Origin of the sequence: Bdellovibrio bacteriovorus (assembly GCF_001592745.1) — a bacterium.
GTDB lineage: Bacteria > Bdellovibrionota > Bdellovibrionia > Bdellovibrionales > Bdellovibrionaceae > Bdellovibrio > Bdellovibrio bacteriovorus_B.
Window position 1 is genome coordinate 548021 of sequence record NZ_LUKD01000001.1, and the last position, 25990, is coordinate 574010.

A 25990-nucleotide genomic window follows, 5' to 3' on the forward strand; every position below is an offset into this window, starting at 1 on the left:
TTTCTACTCCAGTTTTGCTGAAGTAGGTTGTGCGATTCAGGTTGGTTTGGAGTCACCTAGAACTAGGAAACTTTTTGCCTTATCTCGGTAGGCCCCACACCGTCGTGGGATTACATCTACTAAAAGAAACCTACTGTCTCTGATCGCAATAAAAACTTAAGCTCCGATTTGCACCGGAGCTTTTAATTACATTTAAAATTATGCGTTAGTAGCAGTTAGAGCTGCTGCCGCATTTGGCTCAATCTTAACACCAGGACCCATAGTTGAAGCTACGGAGATAGTTTTAAGATAGATACCTTTAGACGCTGCTGGTTTAGCTTTAACGATAGCACCCAACAAAGTTAGGAAGTTATCGCGAAGTTTAGCATCGCCCATAGATTTCTTACCGATACCAGCGTGAACGATACCTGCTTTATCAACGCGGAAATCAAGCTTACCTTTTTTCTCGGCAGCTACGGCTTCACCAACGTTCATAGTTACAGTACCGATTTTTGGATTCGGCATCAAACCACGAGGTCCCAAGATCTTAGCAACTTTAGAAACAGTCGCCATCATATCTGGAGTCGCGATACATTTGTCGAAATCCAACCAACCACCTTGAATTTTAGCTACAAGGTCGTCAGCACCAACGAAGTCAGCGCCAGCCGCTTTCGCTTCAGCCTCTTTAGGACCTTTTGCGAAAACAACAACTTTAACTTCTTTACCAAGACCGTGAGGCAAAGAGATCGCGCCACGAACTTGTTGGTCAGATTGCTTAGGGTCAATACCCAAGCGCAAAGCTACGTCGATAGATTCATCAAATTTAGCTGGAGCAGTCGCTACCACAAGTTTGAATGCTTCTTCAACAGAGTATTTTTTTTGAGAATCAACCTTCTTAGAGGCTGCTTCGAATTTTTTACCTGCCATACATCACCCCTATGCGATATCGATGCCCATGCTCTTAGCTGTACCAGCAACTTGTGACATTGCGGATTCAACTTTCAAGCAGTTCAAGTCAGGCAATTTCGTTGTAGCGATTTGCTTGATTTGATCGTTATTGATTTTGCCTACTTTGTCTTTTTGCGGTTGTTTGGAACCAGATTCCAATTTCAACGCCTTTTTGATCAAAGAAGACACCGGTGGTGTTTTCGTAATGAAAGTAAACGATCTGTCTTGGTAAACAGTGATGATGATAGGGATGATGCTATCACCCAACGCTTGTGTACGAGCGTTGAACTGCTTACAGAATTCCATGATGTTTACCCCGTGCTGTCCAAGTGCCGGTCCAACGGGAGGAGCTGGATTAGCTTTCCCTGCCGGTATTTGCAGCTTGATCATTCCTGTAACTTTTTTTGCCATGACCCACTCCTGCAAGAGGTTTGTTTTAAGAGTGCCTCGACCTATTCGAAGCGACCCGTGCTTAAAGTGCTACCTATGTAGCGCTTAAATTATTGTTTTTCAACTTGAATGTAGTCCAATTCCACTGGAGTTGGTCTACCGAAGATGCTGACAAGGACTTTCAGCTTACCTTTGTCCTCGTTCACTTCTTCTACGGAACCCTGGAAGTTGCTGAATGGACCGTCAATAACTGTCACATTCTCACCTACAGAGAACTTCACTTTCGGCTTCGGTTTTTCAGCCACGCCCGCCATTTGCTGCGTTACGCGAAGAACCTCAGCTTCCGGTACTTCCGGAGGACGAGTTTTAGTCCCACCCACGAAGCCGGTCACTTTAGACGAATTGCGTACTAAATGCCAAGTCTCATCATTCAAAAACATCTGAACGAAGATATAACCTGGGAAAAATTTACGCGATTTAGTTTGTTTTTGGCCTTTTACAAGCTCAACAACGCTTTCTGCCGGGATAAGGATTTCCCCGAAGAATTCTTCCATTTTATTGGATTTGATCTTTTCTTCGATCGCCTTTTTAGCGGTGTTTTCACAACTTGTTTGAACGTTAACGATATACCACTTTTTTTCCATGGTCCGTTCCTTACTTCATGAGGTAGTTGATAAAGAAGCCAGAAATCAAATCAAATGAGCTGATGATCACGCTAGAGATAAGAACCATCACCACACAAGCAATTGTCATGGCAGTGGTGTCTTTACGAGAAGGCCATACCACCTTACGAATTTCAGAGACAACTTCTTCACCCCAAGCCATTACTTTAGGATTGAATTGAAGGACTGCGAAGACAACCAAGCCCAAAGCGACCGGAACACCGTGACGGATAACGTCTGAGTCCGCAGCTCTTGCTACAACCCCGAACGCGCCCGCGAAAGCTTTGATGAGAAGAGATGTTGTCAAACCGACCAAGATAGCTGCGATGGCAAAGCTGATTGTCAAAATCTTAGAGTTGGCCTTTTCCATAGTTCCTCTTTGTTTGGATTTCAAAATTGGCAGGGGCGGAGGGATTCGAACCCACGACCTAACGATTTGGAGTCGTTCGCTCTACCACTGGAGCTACACCCCTGCTGATCTTCTTGATGACAATCGCTTATTCCCTTCGTTGCTCGGTCGTCGGCGTACTATTAGTACGTTCTCCTCGGTCGCGCCTCGGGCCTAAGCAATTCTCATCAAGAATCTCCCTATTTGGGAGAACTTTGCAGTCTAAAAGTCGTTCTTAAACTGACTAAAAATTTTATTTTTTAGTCATGCCAAGAAACACCGCGGGGGACCCTTTTGTCAAGGAGTCCCCCAGGTGATTTTAATTTAGCCTATGCTGCGTTATCGTTATTCAACGATTTCAACAACTACGCCGGCGCCAACTGTACGGCCACCTTCGCGGATCGCGAAACGCAATTCTTTTTCCATTGCGATTGGAGCGATCAACTCAACAGCCAATTCAACGCGGTCACCAGGCATAACCATTTCAGTTCCAGCTTTCAAAGTACAAACACCAGTTACGTCTGTTGTACGGAAGTAGAACTGAGGACGGTAACCATTGAAGAATGGAGTGTGACGTCCGCCTTCTTCTTTAGTTAGGATGTACGCTTCAGCTTTGAATTTTTTGTGAGGTTTTACTGAACCTGGTTTAGCCAAAACTTGACCACGTTCAACTTCTTCTTTTTTAGTACCACGAAGAAGAACACCACAGTTGTCCCCTGCTTGACCTTCATCAAGAAGTTTACGGAACATTTCGATACCAGTTACAGTCGTTTTTTGAGTTGGACGGATACCGATGATTTCGATCTCGTCACCAACTTTAACGATACCACGCTCTACACGGCCAGTAACAACTGTACCACGACCAGAGATAGAGAATACGTCCTCTACTGGCATCAAGAAAGTTTTGTCAGTAGCACGAACTGGTTCAGGGATGTAAGCATCACAAGCGTCCATCAATTTCATGATAGCTGGACGACCGATTTCAGAAGTGTCACCTTCCAAAGCTTTCAAAGCAGAACCTTTAACTACTGGGATTTCGTCGCCAGGGAATTCGTACTTAGAAAGAAGCTCACGAACTTCAAGCTCAACAAGGTCCAACAATTCTTTATCGTCAACCATGTCAACTTTGTTCATGAATACAACTAGAGCAGGAACACCTACTTGACGAGCAAGAAGGATGTGCTCACGTGTTTGTGGCATTGGACCGTCAGCAGAAGAAACTACTAGGATAGCTCCGTCCATTTGAGCGGCACCAGTGATCATGTTTTTTACGTAGTCGGCGTGGCCTGGGCAGTCAACGTGAGCGTAGTGACGTTTGTCAGTTTCGTACTCAACGTGAGTTGTAGAGATAGTGATACCACGTTCTCTTTCTTCAGGAGACTTATCGATTTGATCGTAAGACATCGCCTGAGCTTTACCAGCTGCTGCAAGAGTAGTAGTGATAGCAGCAGTCAAAGTTGTTTTACCATGGTCAACGTGACCGATTGTGCCGATATTTACGTGCGGCTTCGAGCGGTTAAATTTCTCTTTAGACATTATTCCTCCTGCAGAGATTTATTATAAAAGTCGTAAACGCTTTAACTAAAAACTTAACTTCAAATTCCAAATTATCCGAGTAACAAGTGGAGCCCATGATCGGAGCCGAACCGACGACCTCACCCTTACCAAGGGTGTGCTCTACCACTGAGCTACATGGGCAAGTGCATCGCCAGATAAATCTTCTCTTCGTTGCTTTGTCGTCGGTGTGCGGTGCACACCTTCCTCGGTCGCGCCTCGATAAGATTTACCTGTCGAAGCACTTCCTCACAACTTAGAAAACTTATCTCGCGATACCCAACTCTGACAAATTTGGAGCGGGAAACGGGTCTCGAACCCGCAACCCTCTGCTTGGAAGGCAGATACTCTAGCCAATTGAGCTATTCCCGCCCTATCAGAGTGCCCGAAGAAGAGTAAACTCCTCTTCCCATTTTCATCTGGGTTAACATTCAAAATGGTGGGCAGGGAAGGATTCGAACCTTCGTAGACGCAAGTCAACGGATTTACAGTCCGTCCCCTTTAGCCACTCGGGCACCTACCCATTTTGTGAATGTTGACCCAGAAAAAATGGAGCTGGTTATGGGACTCGAACCCGCAACCTGCTGATTACAAATCAGCTGCTCTACCAATTGAGCTAAACCAGCCTTACTGAGATAACCGAAATGTTTTACGGATAAAATCTAAGTCCGTCAAAGATAATTATTTGCCAGATTACGATTTTTTTCGGTTTCCGCGCGGTGCGTGCTGCCTGAGAGTTTCAGTTAACGCCATAGCTGTCGCTACAGAAGCGTTATAACTCGCCGAAGAACTAGCCTGCGGAATGAAGACCAATTCATCACAAAGTCTTTCTGTTGTCACTCTCAAACCTTTGTCTTCCGAACCAATCGCCCAAATAACTTTATCTGGAAGATCCAATTCAAAAATAGATCTTTTTCCACGCGGACTAAGACCAAAAATCCAATAGCCTTTTTTCTTTAATTCTTCTGCATAGTTAGCAAAATTGGTCGTTTCCTCAACCGGAACGTGCTCAACTCCACCACAAGCGACTTTATGAACTGTCGGAGTTAGACCCACCGCGCGATCTTCGGGAATCAATACGCCATGAGCACCTGTAAGCCAAGAAGTTCTCATAATTGCGCCCAGGTTGTGTGGGTCTTCGATACCGTCCAACATTAACACGACGGACTTATCGAAACTATCCAGACCATCCATATCCAAAGTCGGTGCGCCATCGACGAAAATCGCAGCACCCTGTTGTGAAGAACCGAACTTTTCGATCACGTTCTCGGGCTTGATATCGACCTTCACTTTTTTCTCTGTCGCTAGATCGTGCATGTCGCGAAGGTCACCGGAATGCTCCCATCCTTGACGGATCCACATGCCTTTCACTTGGTTAGGACGCACGTTTAAGACTTCATTGATCGCATGTGTCCCGATCACGATACGCCAGTCACGTGGAATCTGATTTTCAGAGCGAGCGGCAGGATGAGGACCACGTCCCTGCTGTGGACGACCGCTTTGAGGACGACCTCCCCCAGAGGAGCGAGCACCGCTTTGTTGCGGACGTTGAGATTGAGAACCACGAGACGGACGAGAATTATTTTTCTTCATAAGCAGCCATTACAAAATCTGTTGCAGTTTCCTTGATGTTATTTGATTCAAGGATGGGTCTTCCAACGACCAGTGCCGAAGCTCCTTTGCGAAGAGCTTCTTTGGGACCCATGATACGCTTTTGATCGCCGGAATCCTGCATACTAAATCGAATTCCAGGTGTGACAAGGTAAAGATCGCGGTTTTGTAAAAGGTCCAATTCATGAGGGGAACAAACCACTCCAGAAAGACCTGAAGAACTCACTAAATTCACAAGATCCGTCACATGTTGAGCAATCGGTTGTTCCTTCATATTCCCAGGCACAGAAGCCTGATCCCAAGAAGTCAAAATAGTCACGGCCAAAATCTTAAAAGGCCTTTGGCTTTGCAGTTCTTTTTCAACGGCAGCCATACGCTTTAGGGCCTCGTCTCCACTCAGAGCGTGAACAGTGACTAAAGAAGCTCCTGCTTCGAAACTAGCACGAACGGCTGCCTCCATTGTCGAGGGAATATCAAAGTGTTTGTTATCCAGGAAAATCGGGCCTCGTTGAGCCATCTCTTTTACGAATTCCATGCCATAGCGAAGACAAAGGCGCGGACCCAGCTTAAATCCGCCCACGATCTCACTGAGATCATCAGCAATTTTTAAGGCCTGATCGCGAGTGTCGACGTCGAGAGCTAAAATAATCGGATTTCTCATCGGATGAGCACGAAGATTTTTTTTCAAAGGGACTCCTGACATAATGGATTTTTGCAGTTTCTCATTCGGGGATGCACGAGGCAACTATCGGCGCGGCCCGTCTCACCCAGAGACACCTCTTTTTCCAGCTTAGAGAATTCATTTAGCCGCCTGTGCGCCTGGGATATACTAAGAAAAAGGCTGAAAAGTATGAAAATCTTTAATCAAAGACGTCGGCTGATCGTGAATCGTGAAGTTCAATACGATGTACTTATGTACGTAGGCATTTTTGTGATGTCCATCTTTGCGGTTCAGGCCTTGGCGATGTACATATTTTTAAGTCAGCTTGAACACGTCGTCAGTCATATGACGGCCTTGGAGTTCGTCGCTAAATACAAAGTCAGCATTCTGATTTATCAGCTTATTCCGGTGGGCTTCGGAATGATAGTTGGAGTCTATGTTTTTAACAAACTGACCAGCCGTATTGTTGGTCCTTTATATAACGTTAAAAGAATCCTTCATAATGCCGTTGAGACCCAACAGATTCCGCAAGAAATCAAACTGCGCGAACATGATTATTTCCGTGAAGAGATCAACGACATCAATGTCATCTTGAAAAGAAGAATCAAATAGTTCATTTTTGCGCACAAGCATCAGACTCGTCTTCGACACCAGCCTAGATAGACTTCGCATGAAATAAAAAGAAGAATTCAAAAAAATTTTGCGACTTCCTTTGAAGCAGAAAAAAATAAGGCCATCAAAGGAGGTCCTATGAAATATATAATTCCCTTTCTATTAAGTATGGCTTTATCCCATTCTGCCTTTGCGCAAGACCCAAATGATATGACGGCGCCACGGGAAGACGCGTTTGAAATTGCTTTGGGCGAGCACGGAGAAGTGGAAGCACAAACTCGTCATTTCTTTTACAATTTCGGTCGCACTTACCTCAATCAAACTAAATCCGCCCGTTTTTATATTCGCAACACCGGAGGCCTCCCCATCTATTTCAATGACTTTGACATTAGAGGAAATGGATTCTGGTATAACGAAAACTGCCCGCGTCTGCTCTTCTCAGGACAAAGATGTTCTGTGCGCGTTTACTTTAGACCTAACTACATTGGTAACTTCAATGGCCAATTGGATATCGAAATGACTGGAGCGGAAGACATCCGCATTCACTTACGAGGCCGAGGCATTTGGCCTTTTTAGAATAGAAAGGGGAGTTCAAACTCCCCTTTTCCTTTACAATTTCCAATCCGTCATCTCTATTTGACCAGAACCGCGAGTGATATGGCCGAGCATCCAAGCTTTTATGTTTTTGCCTTTTAACTCTGTCATAACTGCTTCTGCATGGGCCTTTTTTACTAAGACCGTTAGGCCGACACCCATGTTAAAAGTACGGAAGAGTTCTTCTTGGGATAAATCCATGCGCTGAAGCATTGGCTTAAAGACAGGTGCCATTTCTTCCACAGAAGGCCAGCTTGTGATCGTATAGTCGAAGTTTTCACTCATGCGCGGAATATTGTGGATACCTCCGCCGGTCATGTGCGCGGCAGCCAGAATACTACTTTGAAACTTTTGTCGAAGATGCATGAAAGTTTCGACATAGATTTGTGTTGGTATTAGCAACTGTTCTAAAAGCTCTGTTTCTGAATCCTTCACCAGTTTGCGTAACAGCGAATAGCCATTGGAGTGAAATCCGCTTGAAGCCAACCCGATGAGAACATCGCCTTCGCTCATCGCTTCTTCTTTGAACATTTCTGAAGGTGTTAGCTCACCGACACTAAAGCCCGCAAGATCGTACTCACCGTCCTTATAAATTCCTGGCATTTCTGCGGTTTCTCCGCCGATGAGTGCCATCCCTGACTGACGACAGCCATCAACCATGCCAGCAATCAGCTCTTCACTGATGCGGGTATCGAGTTTTCCGAAAGCCATGTAATCTAAAAAGAACAAGGGCCGCGCCCCTACACATAAAAGATCGTTCACACACATTGCTACTAAATCAATTCCGATACCATGGTGTTTATCGAGATGCTGACCGATTTTCAGCTTCGTGCCCACACCGTCTGTACAGGAGGCGAGATACTTTTGATCATTCAATTTGTAAACGGCGGCGAAACCACCAATTCCCTGCAACACTTGATCGTTGAAGGTTGTGGGAACAAGTTTTTTGATTCTTTCCACAAAGGCATCGGCTTTAGTGATGTCAACACCGGCTTCTTTATAATCTACTTGAGACATTTTAGTTCCCTTTCTTAGTGAAGAAAATGACGACGGCCTGTGAAGATCATCGCGATGCCAAGGCGATCCGCCTCTGCGATCACCTCGTTATCCTTGATCGAACCGCCGGGCTGAATGATATATTTCACCCCTAAATTCGCCGCGACTTGAATGGAATCGGCAAATGGGAAAAAAGCATCTGATGCAAGAACCACATCAGAAACATCTTTGATTCCTTTATCGCTTAGACGTGAATGAATCAGCTTTTCAATGCAGTCCACGCGGTTTGTTTGACCCGATCCCATAGTGAGGAGTTCAAACTCCGGGCCTTCTTGTCGGCAAAGCGCGATGGCATTGCTTTTAAGATTTTTAACGGCTAAAGCGGCAAACCCTGCAAGCTTCTCTTTATCCGCTGCAAACTTTTTCTGAGTCACGGTTTTCATTTGGGACAGATCAAAACTATCTTGTTCTTGCATCAGCACACCGCCTTCAATCGAGCGCACTTGCCAAGAGGAATGGGGTGTTAAGCCGACTTCCATCACGCGACAGTTCTTTTTCAACTTTTCACGAGCCGAGTCGGTGAAAGAAGGTGCTAAAATCACTTCGACAAATTTTTCGGAAAAGAATGTCGCGACTTCGTCGGTTACCGGGAAATTCAAAGCAATGATTCCGCCGAAAGAACTTTTTTCGTCGCCCTTCCAGGCTTTTTCTAAGGCGCGCAGAGGCGACTCCGCAATCGCCAGACCGCAAGGCGTATTATGTTTCACCACTACAGCGGTAGGTAAAGCTTTGTCTTTTTGCCATGAATGCACATCTTGCAAAGTCTTTAGAGCAAAATCCGCGTCTAAATAATTATTGTAAGACATCTCTTTTCCTTGAAGGGATTTTGCGTGCGCCAAACCCTCCTCAAATGGATTTTTCAGAACGAAGGCTTTTTGGTGAGGATTTTCACCGTAACGAAGTGCTTCTCCACTTTTCTGAGTCAGAAAACCTGCGATGGCCATGTCATAAAAAGCTGTCATCGTATAGACGCGCGATGCACATTTTTGGCGGAACTCAAAAGAAGTGCTACCCGTATTCTCAAATTCTTGAACAAACTCTGAATACTGATTGGATTCACAAAGCACAGTTACAGACTGAAAGTTTTTTGCTCCCGCACGAAGAAGAGTGGGGCCACCGATATCAATGTTTTCAATACACTCTTCAAAGCCACCTTGCTTTTTCAAGGTTTCATGAAAAGGATAAAGATTTACGACGACTAAATCAATCGGCTGAATCTCGAGCTTTTCAGCCTGCTCGATGTCGCTGGCATCGTCACGACGGAATAAAAGACTTGAGGCAATTTCAAAGCTGATGGTTTTCATTCGGCCTTGAAAGGCCTCTCCATGCCCACTCAATTTTTCAACAGGTGTGACTTTAAGGCCTGCAGTCTCAAGAGCTCTAGCCGTTCCACCGCTAGCGATCAACTCGACATTTTTTGCCGCCAGAGTTTTGGCTAATTCTACTAAACCCGTTTTATCAGACACGCTTAATAAGGCGCGACGAATCTGTCTCATAGTTTTCCCCTTAAAAATTCAACTGCACTTTTAAAAAATTCAAGACCCCAGGCTTTTCCCGCGAATGGCAAATGCCAATCGTGCAAAGCGGCTTCGGGATGCGGCATCAGGGCAAAGACCAGCCCCGAAGGATCACAGACACCGGCAATACGCTCGGTGGCTCCGTTAACATTTTCTTTATAGCGAAGGACGGCTTGTTGGTTTTGTAAGAGACGTCCCAAAACCTTTTCATCCTGACAAACAAAGCGCCCTTCTCCGTGACGGATCGGCAGCACAAATTCTGCAGGTAAGTTTTTCGTCCAAATACAAGGCGATGAAGAGTTTTTTTCAAGTGTCGTCCAATGATCGATGAAGTGACCTTGTTCATTCTTCACTAAGGCGCAAGATCTTTGAAAATCTGCATCTGGCAAGAGTCCCAATCGTACCAGCGTCTGAAAGCCATTGCAGATTCCAAGAACGGGTTTGCTTTTCACGAAGGTCTGCAACTCTTCTTTCAACGTGTTCTCGAGCTTTAACGCGAGAATTTGCCCACTTCCAAGATGATCTCCAAAAGAAAATCCTCCTGGAAAAACCATGGCCTGATGATCCCTTAAAAGCGCGGGATTTTTTAGGAGCTCGTTCACATGCACTTTGCAAGCTTCACCGCCCGCTAGATCAATCGCTCGCGCCGTTTCGTTTTCACAATTGATTCCATCACCCCAAAGAACTAAAAACTTAGGCTTCATAGACATTTTTAACCCCTTCGGACCAAGGTTTTTGCAAGCTCTGTAAAGATGTGTTCGCCGAGGTTCCCGCAAATTCCACTTTGAATTCCGGCTCGTTTAAAACGGTGCCAAGGTGTTTAAACCATCCGGCGAAATGCGTTTCAAAAGCGACTTTTTTACCTTCAGGAACACTGACCACGAACAAGGATCCCGTCTCGGACCAAAGCTCTTCCCAAGAAAGATCTTTGAACGAAAGCTTCATTCCCAAAGAATTTCCGAAACCACTTTCAGCAAGAGCGGTCATCAATCCCCCTTCCGAAATATCGTGGCAAGAAGACAGCACAGAAGCTTGGTGAGCTTCATAAATCTTTTGGTAAAGTTCGATGTTTTTGTGCAAGACAGGATACTCCGGTTTCACATCGCTTTGGACTTCGAACTCTTGCGCAAACGCCGAAGCATACAAACTGTGTGTCAAATTTCCGACGACATAAATTTCGTCGCCTGCGTTCTGAAAAAATCCTGGAGTGATTTTATCGGCGTCAGGAATTTGACCAATCGCTGTCATTAACAAAGTCGGAGGAACAGATATTTTGACAGTCTCTCCGCCTTTTGTTTTTCCGATAAAATCATTTTTCATGCTGTCTTTACCACTGACAAGCGGAGCCTTGTAAGCCAGAGCCGCTTCGTACATCCCTTCGCAAGCGCGAACCAATTGCGCCATCTTGTGAGCGGCATCAGGATTTGTTTTTTTACCAATGGGATCAGGCCAGCAGAAGTTATCTACCAGAGCCATTTTCTTTGGATTAACACCCGTTGCGACAAGATTGCGAACAGCTTCGTCCACCGCTTTTTGTGCCATCAAATAAGTGTCATAGTAAGAAAACTGAGGACACAGCCCGTTGGACACCGCTACGGCGTTGTTTGCTTCACCACCGTGGACAGACAAATCAATGACACCCGCATCGTTAGCGCCGTTTTGAGTTTTACCGGCGTAAGGCTTCACTCTTGTGGCACCTTGCACTTCGTGATCATAGTAGCGCACAAGAGGTTCTCTGGACGCGACATTAGGGGACGCTAAAACATTTTTAAGAGCTGAAAGAAGTCCCTCTGCATTTTTCTGTGGAGCCGTCTTACGAGGAAATTCGCGATGATATTCCTGATAGTTTTTGGGTCCTTCAAAGTGAGCCGGGATCTTCATGCGGCTAAGGCCTTCATGGAGAAAGTGCAGCTCCAACGACGCCAAAGGAGTTTCCCCATAAGAAATATCAAATCGTCCTGAATCCGTGAATTCCCCCAGGACCGTGGCTTCTACACCCATGTCTTTTGCAAGAGACATAAAGTTTTGGATATCTTTTGGGTCCACCGCATAGGACATACGCTCTTGAGATTCGCTGACCAACATCTCCCAGAATTCAAGATTTCCATACTTTAAAGGATGCTGACTTAAATCCATTCTGGCGCCGCCTGAAAACTGCGCCATTTCACCAATGGAAGAACTGACACCGCCAGCGCCATTATCCGTGATAGCCTGAATCCAACCACGGTCGCGAGCCTGTAATGTAAAATCAAGGAGACGTTTCTGAGTGATGCTGTCGCCGATTTGCACGACGTTTGAAGACACTTGGTCATGCAATGCTAAAGAGCTGAACGTCGCCCCGTGAACACCGTCTTTTCCCAGTCGTCCTCCGGCAACGACAATCAAATCGCCGGGTTTGATTTGCTTTTTTTCGCTCGGACGCCCGTGCACCGTCTTCGGCATCACTCCCAGAGAGCCCACAAAGATCAAAGGTTTTGCAGCAAATTCGCTGGCAAAATAAAAGCTCCCGTTCACGGTCGGAATGCCACTTTGATTTCCGCCTTCTTCGACCCCTTGATGAACGCCACGGAAAATCACGGCGGGCTCTTTCAAAAGTTCAGGACGCTTTGGTGAATCTGCAGAAGGAAATAAGTCTTTCTTGGAAAGACAGAAGACATCCGTATTTGCGATGGGTTTTGCACCTAAGCCACAACCAAGGATATCGCGGTTCACCCCTAGAATCCCCGTCAGCGCTCCGCCGAAGGGATCCAGTGCAGACGGACTGTTGTGGGTTTCCACCTTAACACAGACGTTGATGTTTTTATCGAAATCGACGATACCGCCATTGTCTTTAAAAACCGAAACTAGGTAGCCACATGATTCCAGTTCTTTTGTGGCCTTTTGAATATAAGTTTTATAAAGACTTGTGATGTTTTTATTTCCAACGGCGGGGAAGTCCCCTTTTTCTTCGGTGTAATTGACTTCCGCTGCGAAAATTTTGTGCTTACAGTGCTCGCTCCAAGTTTGCGCCAAGCACTCTAGCTCTACTTCCGTGATTTTATTCGCCCACCCTAAAGAAGCTCGCGCTTGATGCATTTCCGAAGACGAGAAGTGCTGAATAATCGTTGTGATTTCTTCATCCACCAAGGCCAGCCCGCGCTCTTCATTGATTCGCTTCAATGTTTCCAAATTCAGATCAAAAAGTTGAAGACGACGATCTTCTAAAACCGGTGACTGCCAAAACTGACGAAATTCTCTCCAAGGATTGGAGCGCTGAAGTTCAGCTCCTCGGGCAATTTCCAGTTTGTGCAAAAGAGGATTTGCCAAAGATTGAAAAAGAATTTTTTCGATTTGTTTTTGAGAATAATCCCCGTCTATTTCAAGTTCCCAGCCACTGTGCGCTTCGATTCCAAAATCCTGCCAAGAAGAATTATGTTGCGAAGAAAAAAGCATCAAAGCTTCGGTTGCTGATCTTGCTAGATTGTCTGTCACGCCCGCTAAGAAACGCAGTTCAACGTAGGTGGATTGAGAGCGGAATTCTGGAAAGCCATGTTGAATTTCTTCAGCAACAGGATCGAAAAAGATTTTATCCATCAATGTGTCTAGGCGAAGTTCTTTGCCGAATCCTGGTTTTTTCTCTAACAGCCAATACACACGACGCAGACGAAGATCTTTCAAAGGCGCTTCTTTTTCAAAAGCCTTTTTTAAAGCATTTTCGGTACTGTGATCATAAAGACTGCGAACAGAAATTCTTTGCATTACGGAGTCTCCTTAAAATAGACCGTATCTTGGCTTCCCAAAGCCACTTTCTCTAGAAACTGACAATAAAGGCGGTGTTCCACTTCATGAAATTGTTGTGCCCATTTCGCAAGATTCACTTCTTCTTTGCGCGAGACAATTTCTTGAACTAAAACCCGTCCCGTATCCATGCCCTCATCCACCAAATGAAGAGTCACGCCGCTTTCTTTGACTCCGTCGTTAAAAGCGCGTGCTATAGAGTCGACACCAGGATAAGCAGGCAATAAAGAAGGATGAATGTTCACAATTTGCTCCGCTCCGGCATGCCAGTGGCGAAATTGCTGAATAAAATCGGCTGAAAGCAATCGCATGTAGCCCGCAAGGAAAATCCAGTCTATGTGATACTCACGAAGAAGTTTTAAGACTTCACTTTCGTGCGTTTTACGATCTGTCTTCTTTTCCACAAGATAAGTTCGCACGCCGGCGTTCTGCGCTTTTTCAAGGACGGGAGCCGCCGATTTGTCAGAAAGAACAAAGGCGACGTCGATTTTTTCTTTTGAAAGCTCTTGAGCTTTTGCGACAAGAGCCATCGCATTAGATCCTGTACCCGAAGCAAAAAGAGCGATACGCACAGGTCTCATAGTCCGATATCCTCGCGCACGTACATTCCTTTAAAAGAAACCTTTTGGATGTCTTTGTAAGCAAGTTCACGAGCTTCTTTGCGCGATGACGCCAATGCCGTCACACCTAGAACCCGTCCGCCAGAATTAACCAAAGCGTTCTGTTTTTCACTGACGCCAGCGTAATACAAATGATGATGGACCTTTGATTCGATCATCACCGGGTGTCCCGTATTCAATGGACCTTGGGGATAACCTTCACTGACGGCCACAACATGCACAGAAGTTTCTGCTTTCACCTCGCACTTTTGATTTTTCAACTCGTGAGTGACGGCAGCGACTATGAGTTTTGCCAAGTCTGTTTTTAGCCTTGGCAAAAGAGCTTGTGTCTCGGGGTCGCCCATACGGACGTTGTATTCTAGAACAAAAAGTCCTTCGCTGGTTTTCATCAAACCCGCAAATAAAAAACCTTGATAAGGAAGATTCTTCGCCTGCAAGCAAGACAAAGTCTTAGAAAAAATCTGTCGAATTGTCTCTTCGTCTTGGGAGGTGATAAAGTCGCACGGGCTGTAAGCTCCCATACCACCGGTATTCGCACTGAAGGGATCCGGAGTGATGCGCTTATAATCACAAGCTGTTCCCAAAAGAACAAAGTCCTTTCCGTCACACAAAGCAAAGGCAGAAAGCTCTTTTCCAATCAAACACTCTTCTAAGAGTAAGGGATAGCCATACTGACTGCCTAAAACACGAACTGCTTCTTGGGATTTTTCTAAACTTTCACAAACCCAAACACCCTTTCCTTGCGCCAATCCATCGGCTTTGACAACGATGGGTTTCTGGAAGTCGTGCTGCTCTAGGAATGTCATCGCTTCTTTTTCAGAGTATCCTACGTGACAAGCGGCCGTAGGAACTTGAGATTCTTTAAGAATACCTTTACAAAAAAGTTTTGAAGACTCGAGTTCGGCCACCTTCGCTGAAGGGGCAAAGCAAGAAATACCTTGAGTTTCCAGTCGTTGTTTCAGATCAGAAAGAATTGCGGCTTCCGGTCCGACGACCACCAAGGACACCTGGTTTTGCAGGCAAAAAGCCTCAATTTCAGCAGGTGATTCGGCTGCCTTACATTGAAGACCCGCGACCTGCATACCGGGATTCCCAGGGCACACCCAAAGGTCATGAACTAAAGAAGACTCTTTTAGCTTTTGCGCCAATGCGTGCTCTCTTCCACCTTTACCGACGACAACGACTTTCATTTTATGACTCCAAAACTTTTTGCGCTTTTTGATGCCACTGTTTTAAATTCAACTCTTCCGCGAAAGGCTTCTTACGGCCGACCACAGAAGCCACTTCATTGGCCAAGGCTTGATACAAAAGTGAACTGACTTCGATTTGTGCGGCATTTAAGCTTTGAGGAACTTCGCGAAGTTCTTCGCGACAGATCCCTTTCCAGTCTTGAGTTTTGCGTTCTTGCGCCATCTCTTTGGCTTTTTTGACGGCGGAATGCCAAGACGTTGGCGCATACAGCTGGCGAAGGAATTCCTTAGATAATGGAAGACCTTCATAAGTCAGACGAAGTTCGTCTGGACCAATAGAATCAACAAGAAGGAGCGTCCTTGCTCCAGAGGGACCTTTATCTCCAAAAGCAAATTCTAATTTTCCATCCCACAATTTCACACCGAAAGACGCAAAAAGCTTTTCCAACTCTTGCACGACGGCTTGGGTGTGAAGACGCAGATTTTTAAGCTCTTCTTCAGAAACAATATTCATTTGTGCGATTTCCGCACGACTGAGATAGCGATCGGAAGTTTCAAGCTTGGTCGAAAACTCGATCAACGCCGGATTAAAAACCGTCGATGCGTTTGGCATTTCTGTAAGCTGCAAATCTTGCAGGTAAGAAGGATTTTTCTTTAAACGACCTTCTAAGGAATTTCCCTGTCCCAGAAATTTTCTAAAAATCACTTCTAAAGGGACCAGACAATTCGTAGGGACATCTTTATAGACAGAGTAGTCGTATTGACCTTCATACCATTCCGGGCGCAGCACCTTAACGGCCTTTACGGCGATCGTATTTTCTCCGGTCGCTTTCACGAAGTGAGAAGGAATTCCTTTATTTGATAAGTATTCAAAGAAAGAAGCCGCCATAGAAGCCAAGGCCGCCCCTTTCATCGGGATTTCATTGGGCATTTCACCCCAATCAAAGATCGAGTAACGATTGCTGTAATTAAAGACCAGGCTGTCGCCGTTTTTATAAAGATCTTTGACTGACCCCTTATAAATTAGTTCCATGCCGATTTCCTCATTTCAGAAAGCTTTTTCCATTGCAAAACAAAGTTACCGATATTGTTGGCACCGACCCAGGCTCCTGAGTGACGTGCTTTTGCAAAGAAATCCAACGCCAAGTTCGAGCTTGTAATTTGCTCTTTTTCGCAAAGGAAAAGGTTTAGGCCGACGACTTTGGGAAGTTCCCAAGGACTGACAATTTCACCCAGACATTTTTCATCTGTGTGTGAACACCACTGAACTTCCGCGCCGCTGTCTTTTTGAATATCCTCTAAAGATCTTTGAATCGGAGAATAAGACTCAAGACTGCGGTTCCAGTGAAGATAGATTTTGTCTTCTGGAAGGTTCTTCCAGCGCAGAAGAAGGTCTGAAATATGTTTGTAATTTTCTTCCGTCACAGCCATGACCGGAACACCCTTCGGCATTTGAACGATCGACAAGAAGGAATCAAGACCCGCAAATGCACCATTCACAGCAACACCGAACACGGGCTTCGTTGTCAAAGAAGCGACAACCCCTGGTAAGTGAGCCGCTAATCCCGCGCCGGCGACAAATACGTCTGCACCGCATGTCGTGACGATTTCGCGCACGCGATCGGGATGACGGTGGGCCGACGCCACTTCCATTTTTACTTCACCAAACTTTTCTAATGAGTGACACAAAGGACCGAAGACTCTTTCATCACTCGCACTGCCGAACAAAACCTGAATTTTCATAAAGGCACCTCGCTTTTACCATCTCCACCAATATTGTGATGTCTTGTTTTCATAAATTTTTCTGTAGCCACTGGAACTGGATAATCTCCGTCAAGGCAGGCACTGCAAAGATTGGATAGCCCTAACCCCTCTTGCAGACGAGGCAATGGCAAGAATACCAGCCCGTCGACTTCTAAAACCCTGGCGATTTCGTCTTCCGATTTTTTGTGAGCTACTAGAGATTCTCCGTCGGGAAAATCAATGCCGTAAAAGCATGGATGACGAATCGGAGGACACGTACTTGCTAGATAAACTTTTTCAGCACCCGCTTCGCGCAAAAGACGAATGATTCGCGCTGACGTCGTTCCCCGCACAATGCTGTCATCCACTAAAAGAATTTTCTTTCCGCGAATTTCGCTTTCTACAGGGGACAGCTTTAGATTTACCATCATTTTTCGTAGCTCGGGTTGATTGACGATAAAACTTCTTTGCACGTAACGATTTTTAATCAGAACTTCACGATACGGTTTTTCCAAAACCTCTGCCAATCGGCAGGCAGCTGCGCGAGACGTATCGGGAACCGGCGCAACGACATCGACATCCAAACCTTTTTTCTGAACCTCTTCCGCTAAGATTCGCCCTAGATTCAATCGGACTTCATAGACCGGACGGCCGTGCCACTCTGTCTCTGACCCCGCAAAATAAATCCATTCAAACATACAGGGACGGGCTTTCTTTTCACTCAAAAGGAATGAATGCAAATTTAAATCTTTATCAACGAAGACGAGTTCTCCGGGGCGCAGATCACGGAAATATTCAAATCCCAGTCCGAAGAACACCTGCTTTTCCGAAGCAAAGCAGTAACTGTACTTATCCCCGCTCTTTTTTCGCCCTAAAAGCAAAGGCCTGATTCCGTGAGAATCACAGAAAGCAAAGAGTCCTTGATCCGCCAGCATCCCAATGGCGCTGTAAGCCCCCTGCACTTGCTGCAAGAGTTCACGAATGGATTCCGAAAGATTTTGCGCAAGTTCTCCAGACTCTTTCCGGGAAGCAAGTCCAATCGCCGTCATGTGCAGCAGAATTTCTAGATCATTGCGGCTAAAAGTCCAACGCAGTTTGCGATTGCGAAGATAATCAACGACTTCGTCGTAATTTGTGACGTTCCCGTTGTGAATCATGCCAATTCCATAGGGATAACTTAAGAACAAAGGCTGAAGATCTTCTTTATCAACCGTTCCTATCGTCGAATACCGGGTGTGCCCTAGGGCCATGGAACCTTTTAATCGAAGCTGCCTTTCAGAAGTGAAAACGTCTTCGACCAAGCCAAGGTCTTTTTCAAGATGAAACTGAGAACGTTCAAAATCATAACTCAGAATTCCCGCGGCATCCTGACCACGATGCTGAAGAGCGAATAAAGCAGGATAAAGTTTTTGACCGGCTTTCTCTTCTCCAATCAGACCAACGACTCCACACATGGATTAGGACTCCCCTTGAAAAAACAAAAACGGCGTCATAGAGACGCCGTTTTTATTAAGATACATATTCAAATTTTTTAGACACTTCGGGTATTCAGACACACGGAGGGTGTGGAGTCGGGATTTTTCCCCCGGACTGCCCCCTGATGGAGGGCCATAGAGCGAATTTCTTAAGAACAGTCGCTGAGCCATACACTCTCTACTTAGAAGATTTAAAAGGATGCCCAACGCTATCGACTGTGACAGAGTTCGGTCAAGAGCCCTAACACAATCCTGACAATTCAACACACCTAGACAATTTACGAATGCGGAGCCGACTTCACCGTCGGAATTGCAAGCAAAGCTGTTGCGATTCCCAACAATACCAATGCCGCAAAAACTTCCGCAGAAATAATTTGGGCTTTGTACGCGTAAGACGCAGCCAGTATCTCCATGGCCCCACGAGCATTTAGAAGAGAGCTTAAGTTGAAAGCTTCCGCATGGGAGGCGCCGGCACATCGAGCCGCCACATAAGAACCCAGATACTTTGATGTCACTGCCGCAGCAAAAATAAGTAGGAACGTCTTGAACTCGAATAAGGCAAAGAAGTTTAAACTCCATCCCAAGACAATAAAGAACACGGGAGCACAAATTCCCATCTGCAAGAAAGCTAATGATTTTTTGGGGGGGAATGATTTAAGACGGCCAAAGAAGATGCCCAGAAAAAATGAGAGAACTACCCAATGGCTGAGCAGCCAGCCCGTAACATCTTTTTTAGGCAATAGAAATGCCAGAATAATCCACGCCAACACATCACACAGACTGGCCAGAGTAATGACTCTTCTTGCCAGCAAAGTGTTGTACAACTTTTTTTCTTTCAAAAGCTGTATCGCCACCGGTAATGCCGATATTGCAAACGCCGTGGCGACGAAAAAGCTTTTTTCGAAAAGAAGGTAACCTGTTAAAAATGGCACTAAAAAAGTACCGATGAAAGTGATGGAGTAAAATCGGGCCTCTTTAAAGAGATGAAAGAACTGAAGCTCCCACCCCGCTAAAAAAAGAAAAAGTGCACCGAAAAACTGAGCCGCTGTGTTGAACCCCGTAGGAAGGGTCAGATTCAAGACACCAGGACCCAGACATATTCCAATGACAATCCATAATAAAAGCTTCAAAGCATCCTCGCTTCAGCGATGGTTTTTCACGATACAGGAAGACAGTTTTCGTTTTCTCATTTTGAGTTCAACTACCATGCGCAACTACATGGCCGAAGACGAACCATCGTCCTTGGGGTCTTTCTTTTTTTTTGATTTGCGATAAGCAAATACCCCTAAAGAAATAAAGGAAAAGGCAATAGCAAGAAGCACATAAATGCGTCCCTCTGTCGTGTCTTCTTCAGCTGACTTGATACCGAAATAAAAGACGGCGGTTTTTGTGACCAAGGTTGCCTGCAGTAAAATCCAAATATAAGAGAAGAGTTCCCAAAAAATTTTGTCTTCTTTGGTTTCAGGCTTCTTTTCTTTTTTAAGTAACCTTTGTTCGCCCCACTGATTTTTATGGAAATCACGAATGACCGAAATCCATGCACTTTGAAAGTCACTGCGAGAAGGCCCTTGCACCTCTGCCGCAAGCTTTTGCATGGCTAGCTTTCGAAAATTTTTGGTTGATTCTAGGCTCCAATGACCACCGGCACTTTGCCAAAGATCCTGAGCGATGGTTTTTTCTAAATCTGCGAGAAAAGAAGCTCCCTCGATAGAAAGGTCTTTGTATTGGCTAAATTCATCTTTGAGGGAATGGCTCATGCAGAATTTCTATCGCAAAGACGATAGCCTGACAAGCCACACCTCTATTGAAACGCGATTAGCGATCTTCGACGATGATCAGAGTACGATAGTTCACCCGACGGATGACGTTTCCACGACGATCTCGAGAAACGGTGCCATTTCGGTTGATCACGGGTACCAGGCCACGTCCTTCGGTTTGGATGCGATTAAAGATAAAAGCGGCATTTTCGTGTTGAAGACGGACACAGCCTCCCGACGCGCGGGATCCCAACTGCTTATAAAGTCCCGGAGTCGTAGCGTGCACGGCGATTCCACCATTAAAAAAGACGGCATAAGGCATCGGAGTTTTCCAAGTTTCTGAATAATGATCTTTATTCAGCATGTAAGGATAAAAATATCCGGTAGGAGTCACGGAGAAATAGGTGCGACCACTTTTAGCCGTTTCCCATCGCTCTCGTCCTGTCGAGACCAGCCAATCATAAGTTAAAAATCCGTTCAGGTATACGCGCATGCGCTGGGCACCGACTCCTGCGGCTTTTTTATTAATGATTAAGATAACGCGAAACTCACGAAAAATATCCATGGATTCGGTGCGCGCGATATCATCGATAGATTTAACGACGATGGGAATTTCCGTGCGCGGAAAACCGCTTTCTTCAGCGATTTCATCGGGTGACATCAAGTCATCTAGGGGTTGAGGTTCTAAGGACTCTTGTGCCTGGGCGTTCAGCGATAGCAACAACAAGAGCGGCAAAAGATATTTCTTCATGGTGTCTCCTTCATATTTTTCTGAGTCGTAAAAAGACCGGACTCAACGCTACTCTCGCGATGAAGGGGGGCTCAAGACGATATTATCTAGTTTGTCTGAATAAACTTTTGACGAGGGCGTACGAAGGATGTCCGCAAAGGCAGCGACTAAAAATGCAGATTCACGTTCACGGTGACGCCAGGGTTTCTAACGAAGTTAGTCTCTCGGACAAAATCGATATTGGGAATGATGTCGTAATCAAGGATACGATTTAAAACGATATGTCGCCATGTCACTGAAAAGTTATAACCTGCTAACTGATAGTTAGGACGATTTGATGATGTGACGAAAATGGCATACGACAAAGAACGACTCTTAGAAAAACTTTGTCCTAAAGACAAACCATTCGTGACCGTAAAAATATGCGGACGACTTTGGTAGTCTCCTTCGTTAATCAAAGTAACTGAGTACTTCGCACTCAAGGGCCAGTTGAAATTCAGCGCCTCAAAGATTCCGGCCCCTTTGCCTGGGGTCGCATAGAACTCAAGCTCTGGATTAATACGATAGGATTTTTCTTCAACGATAGTTTCAAATTTCAAAGAGTGCGATATCGCAGGGGTTCCCTCAAAAGTGATACGCGGCTGAAATGATGTTCTAATATCACCCATTCTTTTAAAAAGGCTTAACGAGGCCCCGTAATTTCTTTCACGTGGCTCCGTACGAAGATACTTGGTTTTTGCATCTCTTTCTTCGTTTTCATCATAACTGGTAAAGGTCAGCTGCCAGTACTCTTCCACGTTCGGAAGACGAAGATCGATATTAAAGTTGAAGGCGCCCGAGGTGCCGTCGAGCTCGGTGTAATAACCCGAAGATTCTAGGGTGACGATGGTTTTATTCGGACGCTGTGTGTACCGTTCTCCCGCCAAAAACACGTCCAAACCGTCGGCCACGCTATCTAGCCACTCGGATACATTGACGTTCTGCCGAATGATGGTCTCTTCGACAGTTTCATAGGCCCCGAGACTTGAAGGCGCATACAGCAAAAATCCAAGACATAAAAAGGCCTTCCACGACGTGAAGTTCCTTTTGCCTGAAGATTTTGATTGTATTTTCTCGCTCAAAATTTAATCTCCCTACATGGACCACTGTAAACTAATTCTTAGTATCTTGTCCTTTATTTTGTTGTTTTCTTTCAATGAAAACTCTGAAGCTTATATTCCCCAAAGAGGCAACGTCCACACATCGATTGGTCCCTACTTTTTTCGCACCAATTATGACGGAGAAGGTTCAGAGCCAGGATATAAAACAGGAGTAAATTGGGTCATTATCGGAGATGTGAATGATCGAGGCAGTCTTGAGTTCACAACGACTTTCATGAACAAACAATTCGTAGGTCGCGACGATGGTTATGTCGTTATTGAAGAAACTCAAGTGGTGCACGCTGCCGCCGGTTATCGCCGCTGGTTTGGGGAAAGATTCAGTGCGGTGATGTCCCTTTATACATCCTACCCTCTTGGAGATTCGGAAAAAATCTATAATACATTTCCCGGAAATCCCGTGACAACGTACGCCCAAGAAAACGCTGAAACAGGTTTGGATTTTGGTTTGCAGGCCGAGCTCTGGTCCCGTGGACGTTATGCCCTCACTACGGAAGGCCGTTACTCCTGGGCTTTAACAAAAAAACACGACGAATTTTCAGATCAATACGGCTTGATGATTGTCATACGCTATTTCTTCCAGGGGCAAAACACACCCCGCGAGGATATAGATATTCTAAAATAAAAAGCCCCAGCTTTGAGGCTGAGGCTTTGTTATCTAGCAAATATAAAATATCTAGTAAGACTTCGCGAACAGGACCCATTTCGTCGCTGGTTTACCAGAGAAGATGCAGTTTCCTGTCACCCCTTCCTGCTGCAAAGGCGCACATCTTGGTGTCACTTTAAGTTTTGCCAACAATTCATGCCCCATGCCTTCTTCACACCATGGCACCATTGCAAATCCTGGAGCCGATGCTTCATCGCCCGAGAAATACTTTTCAAAATCGTTCAATGAAGTGATGCGCTTGATGTTGTCGTCACGAAATTTCTTTGCTCTTTCAAAAAGCCCATCTTGGATTTCTTGAAGAAGATTTCCGATATTTGCGACAAAATCCGCCTTCGTTTGCGAAGCTTTTTCTTTAGGGCCACGATCACGGCGACCGACGAAGACCTCGCCTTTAGCCATATCCCGTGGTCCGACTTCTACACGCACAGGAACACCTTGCTTGATGTACTGCCATGCTTTTTCTCCGCCACGCATATCGCGATCATCAATTTTCACGCGCACTGAAGATCCAGAGAAGTTTTGTTGCTTAAGTTCTTTGGACAAAGTTTGAACATACTCAAGAACTTGGGCTTTTTCTTCGTCATTGCGATAGATAGGAATAATCACCACGTGAAGAGGGGCAATTTTTGGCGGAGCCACAAAGCCGTTGTCATCACTGTGGGTCATGATCAAACCACCGATAAGACGAGTTGAAACGCCCCAGGATGTTGTCCATGCGAACTCTTCTTTGCCTTCCGCGCTGAGGTATTTAATCTCAGAAGCCTTAGCAAAGTTTTGACCCAAGAAATGTGAAGTCCCTGCTTGAAGTGCTTTGCGATCTTGCATCAAAGCTTCGATGGTGTAAGTGTCCACCGCTCCCGGGAATCTTTCATCCGGCGTTTTCATACCTTTAATCACCGGCATCGCCATGTACTTTTCAGCAAACTCTGCATAGACATCCAACATTTGCAGAGTCTCTTCTTGTGCCTCTTTCGCCGTGGCATGAACAGTATGACCTTCTTGCCATAAGAATTCCGCTGTTCTTAAGAACATGCGCGTGCGCATTTCCCATCTCATCACGTTACACCATTGGTTCACCAAGATAGGAAGATCGCGATAAGACTTCACCCATTTTGCGAATTGGTGCCCGATGATAGTTTCAGAAGTAGGACGAATGATCAGAGGCTCTTCAAGTTCTCCGTCGGGAACCAATTTGCCAGTGCCATCACCTTTCAGGCGGTGATGAGTGACCACTGCGCACTCTTTCGCGAAACCTTCAACGTGAGCCGCTTCCTTTTCCAGGAAGCTCAAAGGTATCAACAGAGGGAAATAAGCATTCACGTGTCCCGTGTCTTTGAACATACGGTCTAAAACAGCCTGCATGTTTTCCCAAACAGCATAGCCCCAAGGTTTGATCACCATACAACCACGGACCGGAGAGTTTTCCGCCATGTCCGCTGCTGTGATCACCTGTTGGTACCACTCAGGATAATTTTGTGCTCGTGTAGGAACAATCGCTGTATCTGCCATCTGTCTTCTCTTTCTTAATTGTCTTTAGTATCAATACCGTAGGCTTTGATCTTTCTGTGAAGATAACTTCTTTCAAGACCAATGACTTCTGCTGTCTTACTGATGTTTCCGCTATTTTCAGAAATCTTACGAAGCAGATAATCTTTTTCAAACTGAGCGCGGGCTTCACGGAATGTGGAAAGATCCTGCATCTCTACCGCTTTTTCGTCGTCTTTGTCGATAAGGCCTGCAAAACGCAAGTCATGCACGTCGACGAATTCACCTGGAGTCAAAATATAAACGCGCTCGATAAAGTTTTTCAGTTCGCGCACGTTCCCTGGCCAAGTATAAGCAATCATTTTTTCAATCGCTTTTTCAGAAAAAACTTTTTTCGGATAACCGCTTTCGCGCGACACGTTGTCAGAGAAATAAGACACCAACACAGGGATGTCTTCCATGTGCTCACGAAGTGCAGGAATGCGGAAAGGAATAACGTTCAGACGATAATATAGATCTTCGCGGAAGCGCCCCTCCTTAACCTCTTTCTCGAGATCTTTAGAAGAAGCAGCAATGACACGAACATCATTTTCGATCAGTTCGTTACCACCAACGCGGGAGTATTTCTTTTCATCAAGATATTTTAAAAGTTTCGCCTGACATTCTTTGTTCATCTCGCAGATCTCTGCGATGTAAAGCGTTCCACCTTGGGCGAGATCGAGTTTGCCTTTTTTAACTCGGTCTACGCCCGGCATAGCGCCTTTTTCGATACCGAAAATTTCTGAATCGAGAAGGTCTTCCGGAATACCACCACAGTTGATTTCAACAAACGGACGGCTGGCGCGCGCACTCATGTAGTGCACATTTTGCGCAACAAGCTCTTTACCCGTGCCCGCCTCGCCTTGAATCAACACCCAAGAGTTTGTCGGTGCTACACGCGCGATGATTTGTTTCGTCTGCATGATGGAAGCCGCTTCACCGATAAGCGCGATGGACTTGCGGAGTTTATTTAACAACAACGCTTTTTCTTCTTTTTGTTGTTGGTAACTAAGAATGTTTGAAATCACGATCAGGATTTTATCCATGGACAACGGCTTTTCGATAAAGTCCCAAGCGCCTAACTTCGTCGATTTCACCGCAGTTTCAATAGTTCCGTGACCCGAGATCATCACGAACTCCAACTGAGGGAATTCTTTACGAGCCATCGTCAGCACTTCGATACCATCGTACTTGCCTGGCATCCAGATATCTTGAAAGACGATATCAGGTTGAATTTCACGAATAGCTTTCAGTCCAGACTCTCCATCGTGAGCTAGAAAAACTTGATAGCCTTCGTCTTTCAAAGAAGCCGAAAGCACATCACGAATCGGAGCCTCGTCATCAATAATCAGAATTTTTGTATTTTGAGCTGTCATCT

The 25990-nt window shown here is 45.4% G+C and carries 25 protein-coding genes and 5 tRNA genes; 3 read left to right on the forward strand and 27 right to left on the reverse strand.

Features of this window, described 5'->3' with window-relative positions:
- Positions 1-198: 198 nt before the first annotated feature.
- From rplA to pyrF, 12 genes are all read right to left on the reverse strand, one after another.
- Positions 199-906 carry a 50S ribosomal protein L1 gene (gene rplA / locus AZI87_RS02625; protein WP_041876464.1) on the reverse strand — a complete coding sequence of 236 codons (708 nt, stop codon included), beginning with the start codon at positions 904-906 and terminating at the stop codon, positions 199-201.
- Between the two features lie 9 nt (positions 907-915).
- Entirely contained in the window at positions 916-1338 is a 423-nt protein-coding gene (gene rplK, locus AZI87_RS02630) for a 50S ribosomal protein L11 (protein ID WP_038448239.1), read from the reverse strand.
- 89 nt (positions 1339-1427) lie between these two features.
- Positions 1428-1961: a transcription termination/antitermination protein NusG gene (nusG, locus tag AZI87_RS02635; RefSeq protein ID WP_063204873.1), complete on the reverse strand. Its 534-nt coding sequence runs from the start codon at positions 1959-1961 to the stop codon at positions 1428-1430.
- 10 nt (positions 1962-1971) lie between these two features.
- The gene (gene secE, locus AZI87_RS02640) at positions 1972-2349 is read right to left on the reverse strand and encodes a preprotein translocase subunit SecE (RefSeq protein WP_063204874.1); all 378 of its coding nucleotides are present in this window, start codon (positions 2347-2349) and stop codon (positions 1972-1974) included.
- Between the two features lie 27 nt (positions 2350-2376).
- Positions 2377-2452: transfer RNA gene (locus AZI87_RS02645), tRNA-Trp, on the reverse strand.
- A 260-nt stretch (positions 2453-2712) separates the two neighbouring features.
- Positions 2713-3903, reverse strand: a complete 1191-nt coding sequence (tuf, locus tag AZI87_RS02650) for an elongation factor Tu (protein WP_063204875.1) — start codon at positions 3901-3903, stop codon at positions 2713-2715.
- A gap of 87 nt (positions 3904-3990) precedes the next feature.
- Positions 3991-4065 (reverse strand) — tRNA-Thr (locus AZI87_RS02655).
- Positions 4066-4216: 151 nt separating this feature from the next.
- Positions 4217-4293, reverse strand: a tRNA-Gly gene (locus tag AZI87_RS02660).
- 65 nt (positions 4294-4358) lie between these two features.
- Positions 4359-4444 (reverse strand) — tRNA-Tyr (locus AZI87_RS02665).
- 27 nt (positions 4445-4471) lie between these two features.
- Positions 4472-4547, reverse strand: a tRNA-Thr gene (locus AZI87_RS02670).
- 67 nt (positions 4548-4614) lie between these two features.
- The gene (locus AZI87_RS02675) at positions 4615-5514 is read right to left on the reverse strand and encodes a TrmH family RNA methyltransferase (protein ID WP_063204876.1); all 900 of its coding nucleotides are present in this window, start codon (positions 5512-5514) and stop codon (positions 4615-4617) included.
- Positions 5501-6220: an orotidine-5'-phosphate decarboxylase gene (pyrF, locus tag AZI87_RS02680; protein ID WP_253696365.1), complete on the reverse strand. Its 720-nt coding sequence runs from the start codon at positions 6218-6220 to the stop codon at positions 5501-5503. The genes AZI87_RS02675 and pyrF overlap by 14 nt, the downstream gene beginning before the upstream one ends.
- Before the next feature lie 162 nt (positions 6221-6382).
- Here pyrF and AZI87_RS02685 point away from each other — a divergent pair, with 162 nt between their 5' ends.
- Both AZI87_RS02685 and AZI87_RS02690 read left to right on the forward strand, forming a co-directional pair.
- Positions 6383-6805, forward strand: coding sequence for a hypothetical protein (locus AZI87_RS02685; RefSeq protein WP_063204877.1), 423 nt, complete (start codon positions 6383-6385; stop codon positions 6803-6805).
- Positions 6806-6943: 138 nt separating this feature from the next.
- A complete protein-coding gene (locus AZI87_RS02690; RefSeq protein ID WP_155722484.1) occupies positions 6944-7381 on the forward strand; it encodes an Ig-like domain-containing protein in 438 nt (145 codons plus the stop codon).
- 33 nt (positions 7382-7414) lie between these two features.
- Here the strand turns inward: AZI87_RS02690 and purM are convergent, their stop codons facing one another.
- The 13 genes from purM to AZI87_RS02755 all read right to left on the reverse strand — a co-directional run bounded on the left by purM (position 7415) and on the right by AZI87_RS02755 (position 22385).
- Positions 7415-8416 (reverse strand): phosphoribosylformylglycinamidine cyclo-ligase, encoded by a 1002-nt coding sequence (gene purM, locus AZI87_RS02695; protein WP_063204879.1) that lies wholly within the window; start codon positions 8414-8416, stop codon positions 7415-7417.
- Positions 8417-8430: 14 nt separating this feature from the next.
- Complete coding sequence (gene purH, locus AZI87_RS02700; RefSeq protein ID WP_063204880.1) at positions 8431-9951, reverse strand: bifunctional phosphoribosylaminoimidazolecarboxamide formyltransferase/IMP cyclohydrolase; 1521 nt, start codon at positions 9949-9951, stop codon at positions 8431-8433.
- Entirely contained in the window at positions 9948-10682 is a 735-nt protein-coding gene (locus AZI87_RS02705) for a phosphoribosylformylglycinamidine synthase subunit PurQ (RefSeq protein ID WP_063204881.1), read from the reverse strand. The genes purH and AZI87_RS02705 overlap by 4 nt, the downstream gene beginning before the upstream one ends.
- Positions 10666-13710 carry a phosphoribosylformylglycinamidine synthase subunit PurL gene (locus tag AZI87_RS02710; RefSeq protein WP_063204882.1) on the reverse strand — a complete coding sequence of 1015 codons (3045 nt, stop codon included), beginning with the start codon at positions 13708-13710 and terminating at the stop codon, positions 10666-10668. The genes AZI87_RS02705 and AZI87_RS02710 overlap by 17 nt, the downstream gene beginning before the upstream one ends.
- Positions 13710-14330, reverse strand: coding sequence for a phosphoribosylglycinamide formyltransferase (gene purN, locus AZI87_RS02715; RefSeq protein ID WP_063204883.1), 621 nt, complete (start codon positions 14328-14330; stop codon positions 13710-13712). Before purN ends, AZI87_RS02710 begins: the two co-directional genes overlap by 1 nt.
- The gene (gene purD / locus AZI87_RS02720; RefSeq protein ID WP_063204884.1) at positions 14327-15559 is read right to left on the reverse strand and encodes a phosphoribosylamine--glycine ligase; all 1233 of its coding nucleotides are present in this window, start codon (positions 15557-15559) and stop codon (positions 14327-14329) included. Before purD ends, purN begins: the two co-directional genes overlap by 4 nt.
- Before the next feature lies 1 nt (position 15560).
- Positions 15561-16592, reverse strand: a complete 1032-nt coding sequence (locus AZI87_RS02725) for a phosphoribosylaminoimidazolesuccinocarboxamide synthase (RefSeq protein ID WP_063204885.1) — start codon at positions 16590-16592, stop codon at positions 15561-15563.
- Positions 16583-17302, reverse strand: a complete 720-nt coding sequence (locus tag AZI87_RS02730; RefSeq protein ID WP_063204886.1) for an AIR carboxylase family protein — start codon at positions 17300-17302, stop codon at positions 16583-16585. Before AZI87_RS02730 ends, AZI87_RS02725 begins: the two co-directional genes overlap by 10 nt.
- Positions 17299-18756 (reverse strand): amidophosphoribosyltransferase, encoded by a 1458-nt coding sequence (purF, locus tag AZI87_RS02735; protein ID WP_063204887.1) that lies wholly within the window; start codon positions 18754-18756, stop codon positions 17299-17301. Before purF ends, AZI87_RS02730 begins: the two co-directional genes overlap by 4 nt.
- 299 nt (positions 18757-19055) lie before the next feature.
- Positions 19056-19907: a cation:proton antiporter gene (locus AZI87_RS02740; protein ID WP_063204888.1), complete on the reverse strand. Its 852-nt coding sequence runs from the start codon at positions 19905-19907 to the stop codon at positions 19056-19058.
- Positions 19908-19991: 84 nt separating this feature from the next.
- Positions 19992-20534: a hypothetical protein gene (locus AZI87_RS02745; RefSeq protein ID WP_063204889.1), complete on the reverse strand. Its 543-nt coding sequence runs from the start codon at positions 20532-20534 to the stop codon at positions 19992-19994.
- 58 nt (positions 20535-20592) lie between these two features.
- On the reverse strand, positions 20593-21285 hold the full coding sequence (locus AZI87_RS02750; protein WP_063204890.1) for a L,D-transpeptidase: 693 nt from the start codon (positions 21283-21285) through the stop codon (positions 20593-20595).
- A gap of 146 nt (positions 21286-21431) precedes the next feature.
- Positions 21432-22385: a hypothetical protein gene (locus AZI87_RS02755; protein ID WP_155722485.1), complete on the reverse strand. Its 954-nt coding sequence runs from the start codon at positions 22383-22385 to the stop codon at positions 21432-21434.
- 16 nt (positions 22386-22401) lie between these two features.
- On the opposite strand from AZI87_RS02755, the gene AZI87_RS02760 reads away from it, so the two are divergent.
- Positions 22402-23046: a hypothetical protein gene (locus AZI87_RS02760; protein ID WP_063204892.1), complete on the forward strand. Its 645-nt coding sequence runs from the start codon at positions 22402-22404 to the stop codon at positions 23044-23046.
- 51 nt (positions 23047-23097) lie between these two features.
- Here the strand turns inward: AZI87_RS02760 and proS are convergent, their stop codons facing one another.
- Together proS and AZI87_RS02770 are read right to left on the reverse strand one after the other, a co-directional pair.
- Entirely contained in the window at positions 23098-24597 is a 1500-nt protein-coding gene (gene proS / locus AZI87_RS02765; protein ID WP_063204893.1) for a proline--tRNA ligase, read from the reverse strand.
- Between the two features lie 14 nt (positions 24598-24611).
- The gene (locus AZI87_RS02770) at positions 24612-25988 is read right to left on the reverse strand and encodes a sigma-54-dependent transcriptional regulator (RefSeq protein ID WP_063204894.1); all 1377 of its coding nucleotides are present in this window, start codon (positions 25986-25988) and stop codon (positions 24612-24614) included.
- Positions 25989-25990 lie beyond the last annotated feature (2 nt).

Excerpts from the sequence above, each read along its gene's own strand:
- rplK (WP_038448239.1), bottom strand. The coding sequence starts at position 1,338 with ATGGCAAAAAAAGTTACAGGAATGATCAAGCTGCAAATACCGGCAGGG.
- proS (WP_063204893.1), bottom strand. The coding sequence starts at position 24,597 with ATGGCAGATACAGCGATTGTTCCTACACGAGCACAAAATTATCCTGAG.
- nusG (WP_063204873.1), bottom strand. The coding sequence starts at position 1,961 with ATGGAAAAAAAGTGGTATATCGTTAACGTTCAAACAAGTTGTGAAAAC.
- AZI87_RS02675 (WP_063204876.1), bottom strand. The coding sequence starts at position 5,514 with ATGAAGAAAAATAATTCTCGTCCGTCTCGTGGTTCTCAATCTCAACGT.
- AZI87_RS02690 (WP_155722484.1), top strand. The coding sequence starts at position 6,944 with ATGAAATATATAATTCCCTTTCTATTAAGTATGGCTTTATCCCATTCT.
- rplA (WP_041876464.1), bottom strand. The coding sequence starts at position 906 with ATGGCAGGTAAAAAATTCGAAGCAGCCTCTAAGAAGGTTGATTCTCAA.
- AZI87_RS02685 (WP_063204877.1), top strand. The coding sequence starts at position 6,383 with ATGAAAATCTTTAATCAAAGACGTCGGCTGATCGTGAATCGTGAAGTT.
- purF (WP_063204887.1), bottom strand. The coding sequence starts at position 18,756 with ATGTGTGGAGTCGTTGGTCTGATTGGAGAAGAGAAAGCCGGTCAAAAA.
- secE (WP_063204874.1), bottom strand. The coding sequence starts at position 2,349 with ATGGAAAAGGCCAACTCTAAGATTTTGACAATCAGCTTTGCCATCGCA.
- AZI87_RS02705 (WP_063204881.1), bottom strand. The coding sequence starts at position 10,682 with ATGTCTATGAAGCCTAAGTTTTTAGTTCTTTGGGGTGATGGAATCAAT.
- purN (WP_063204883.1), bottom strand. The coding sequence starts at position 14,330 with ATGAGACCTGTGCGTATCGCTCTTTTTGCTTCGGGTACAGGATCTAAT.
- AZI87_RS02745 (WP_063204889.1), bottom strand. The coding sequence starts at position 20,534 with ATGAGCCATTCCCTCAAAGATGAATTTAGCCAATACAAAGACCTTTCT.
- AZI87_RS02760 (WP_063204892.1), top strand. The coding sequence starts at position 22,402 with ATGGACCACTGTAAACTAATTCTTAGTATCTTGTCCTTTATTTTGTTG.
- AZI87_RS02770 (WP_063204894.1), bottom strand. The coding sequence starts at position 25,988 with ATGACAGCTCAAAATACAAAAATTCTGATTATTGATGACGAGGCTCCG.
- tuf (WP_063204875.1), bottom strand. The coding sequence starts at position 3,903 with ATGTCTAAAGAGAAATTTAACCGCTCGAAGCCGCACGTAAATATCGGC.
- purD (WP_063204884.1), bottom strand. The coding sequence starts at position 15,559 with ATGAAAGTCGTTGTCGTCGGTAAAGGTGGAAGAGAGCACGCATTGGCG.
- AZI87_RS02750 (WP_063204890.1), bottom strand. The coding sequence starts at position 21,285 with ATGAAGAAATATCTTTTGCCGCTCTTGTTGTTGCTATCGCTGAACGCC.
- AZI87_RS02730 (WP_063204886.1), bottom strand. The coding sequence starts at position 17,302 with ATGAAAATTCAGGTTTTGTTCGGCAGTGCGAGTGATGAAAGAGTCTTC.
- AZI87_RS02710 (WP_063204882.1), bottom strand. The coding sequence starts at position 13,710 with ATGCAAAGAATTTCTGTTCGCAGTCTTTATGATCACAGTACCGAAAAT.
- purM (WP_063204879.1), bottom strand. The coding sequence starts at position 8,416 with ATGTCTCAAGTAGATTATAAAGAAGCCGGTGTTGACATCACTAAAGCC.
- purH (WP_063204880.1), bottom strand. The coding sequence starts at position 9,951 with ATGAGACAGATTCGTCGCGCCTTATTAAGCGTGTCTGATAAAACGGGT.
- AZI87_RS02725 (WP_063204885.1), bottom strand. The coding sequence starts at position 16,592 with ATGGAACTAATTTATAAGGGGTCAGTCAAAGATCTTTATAAAAACGGC.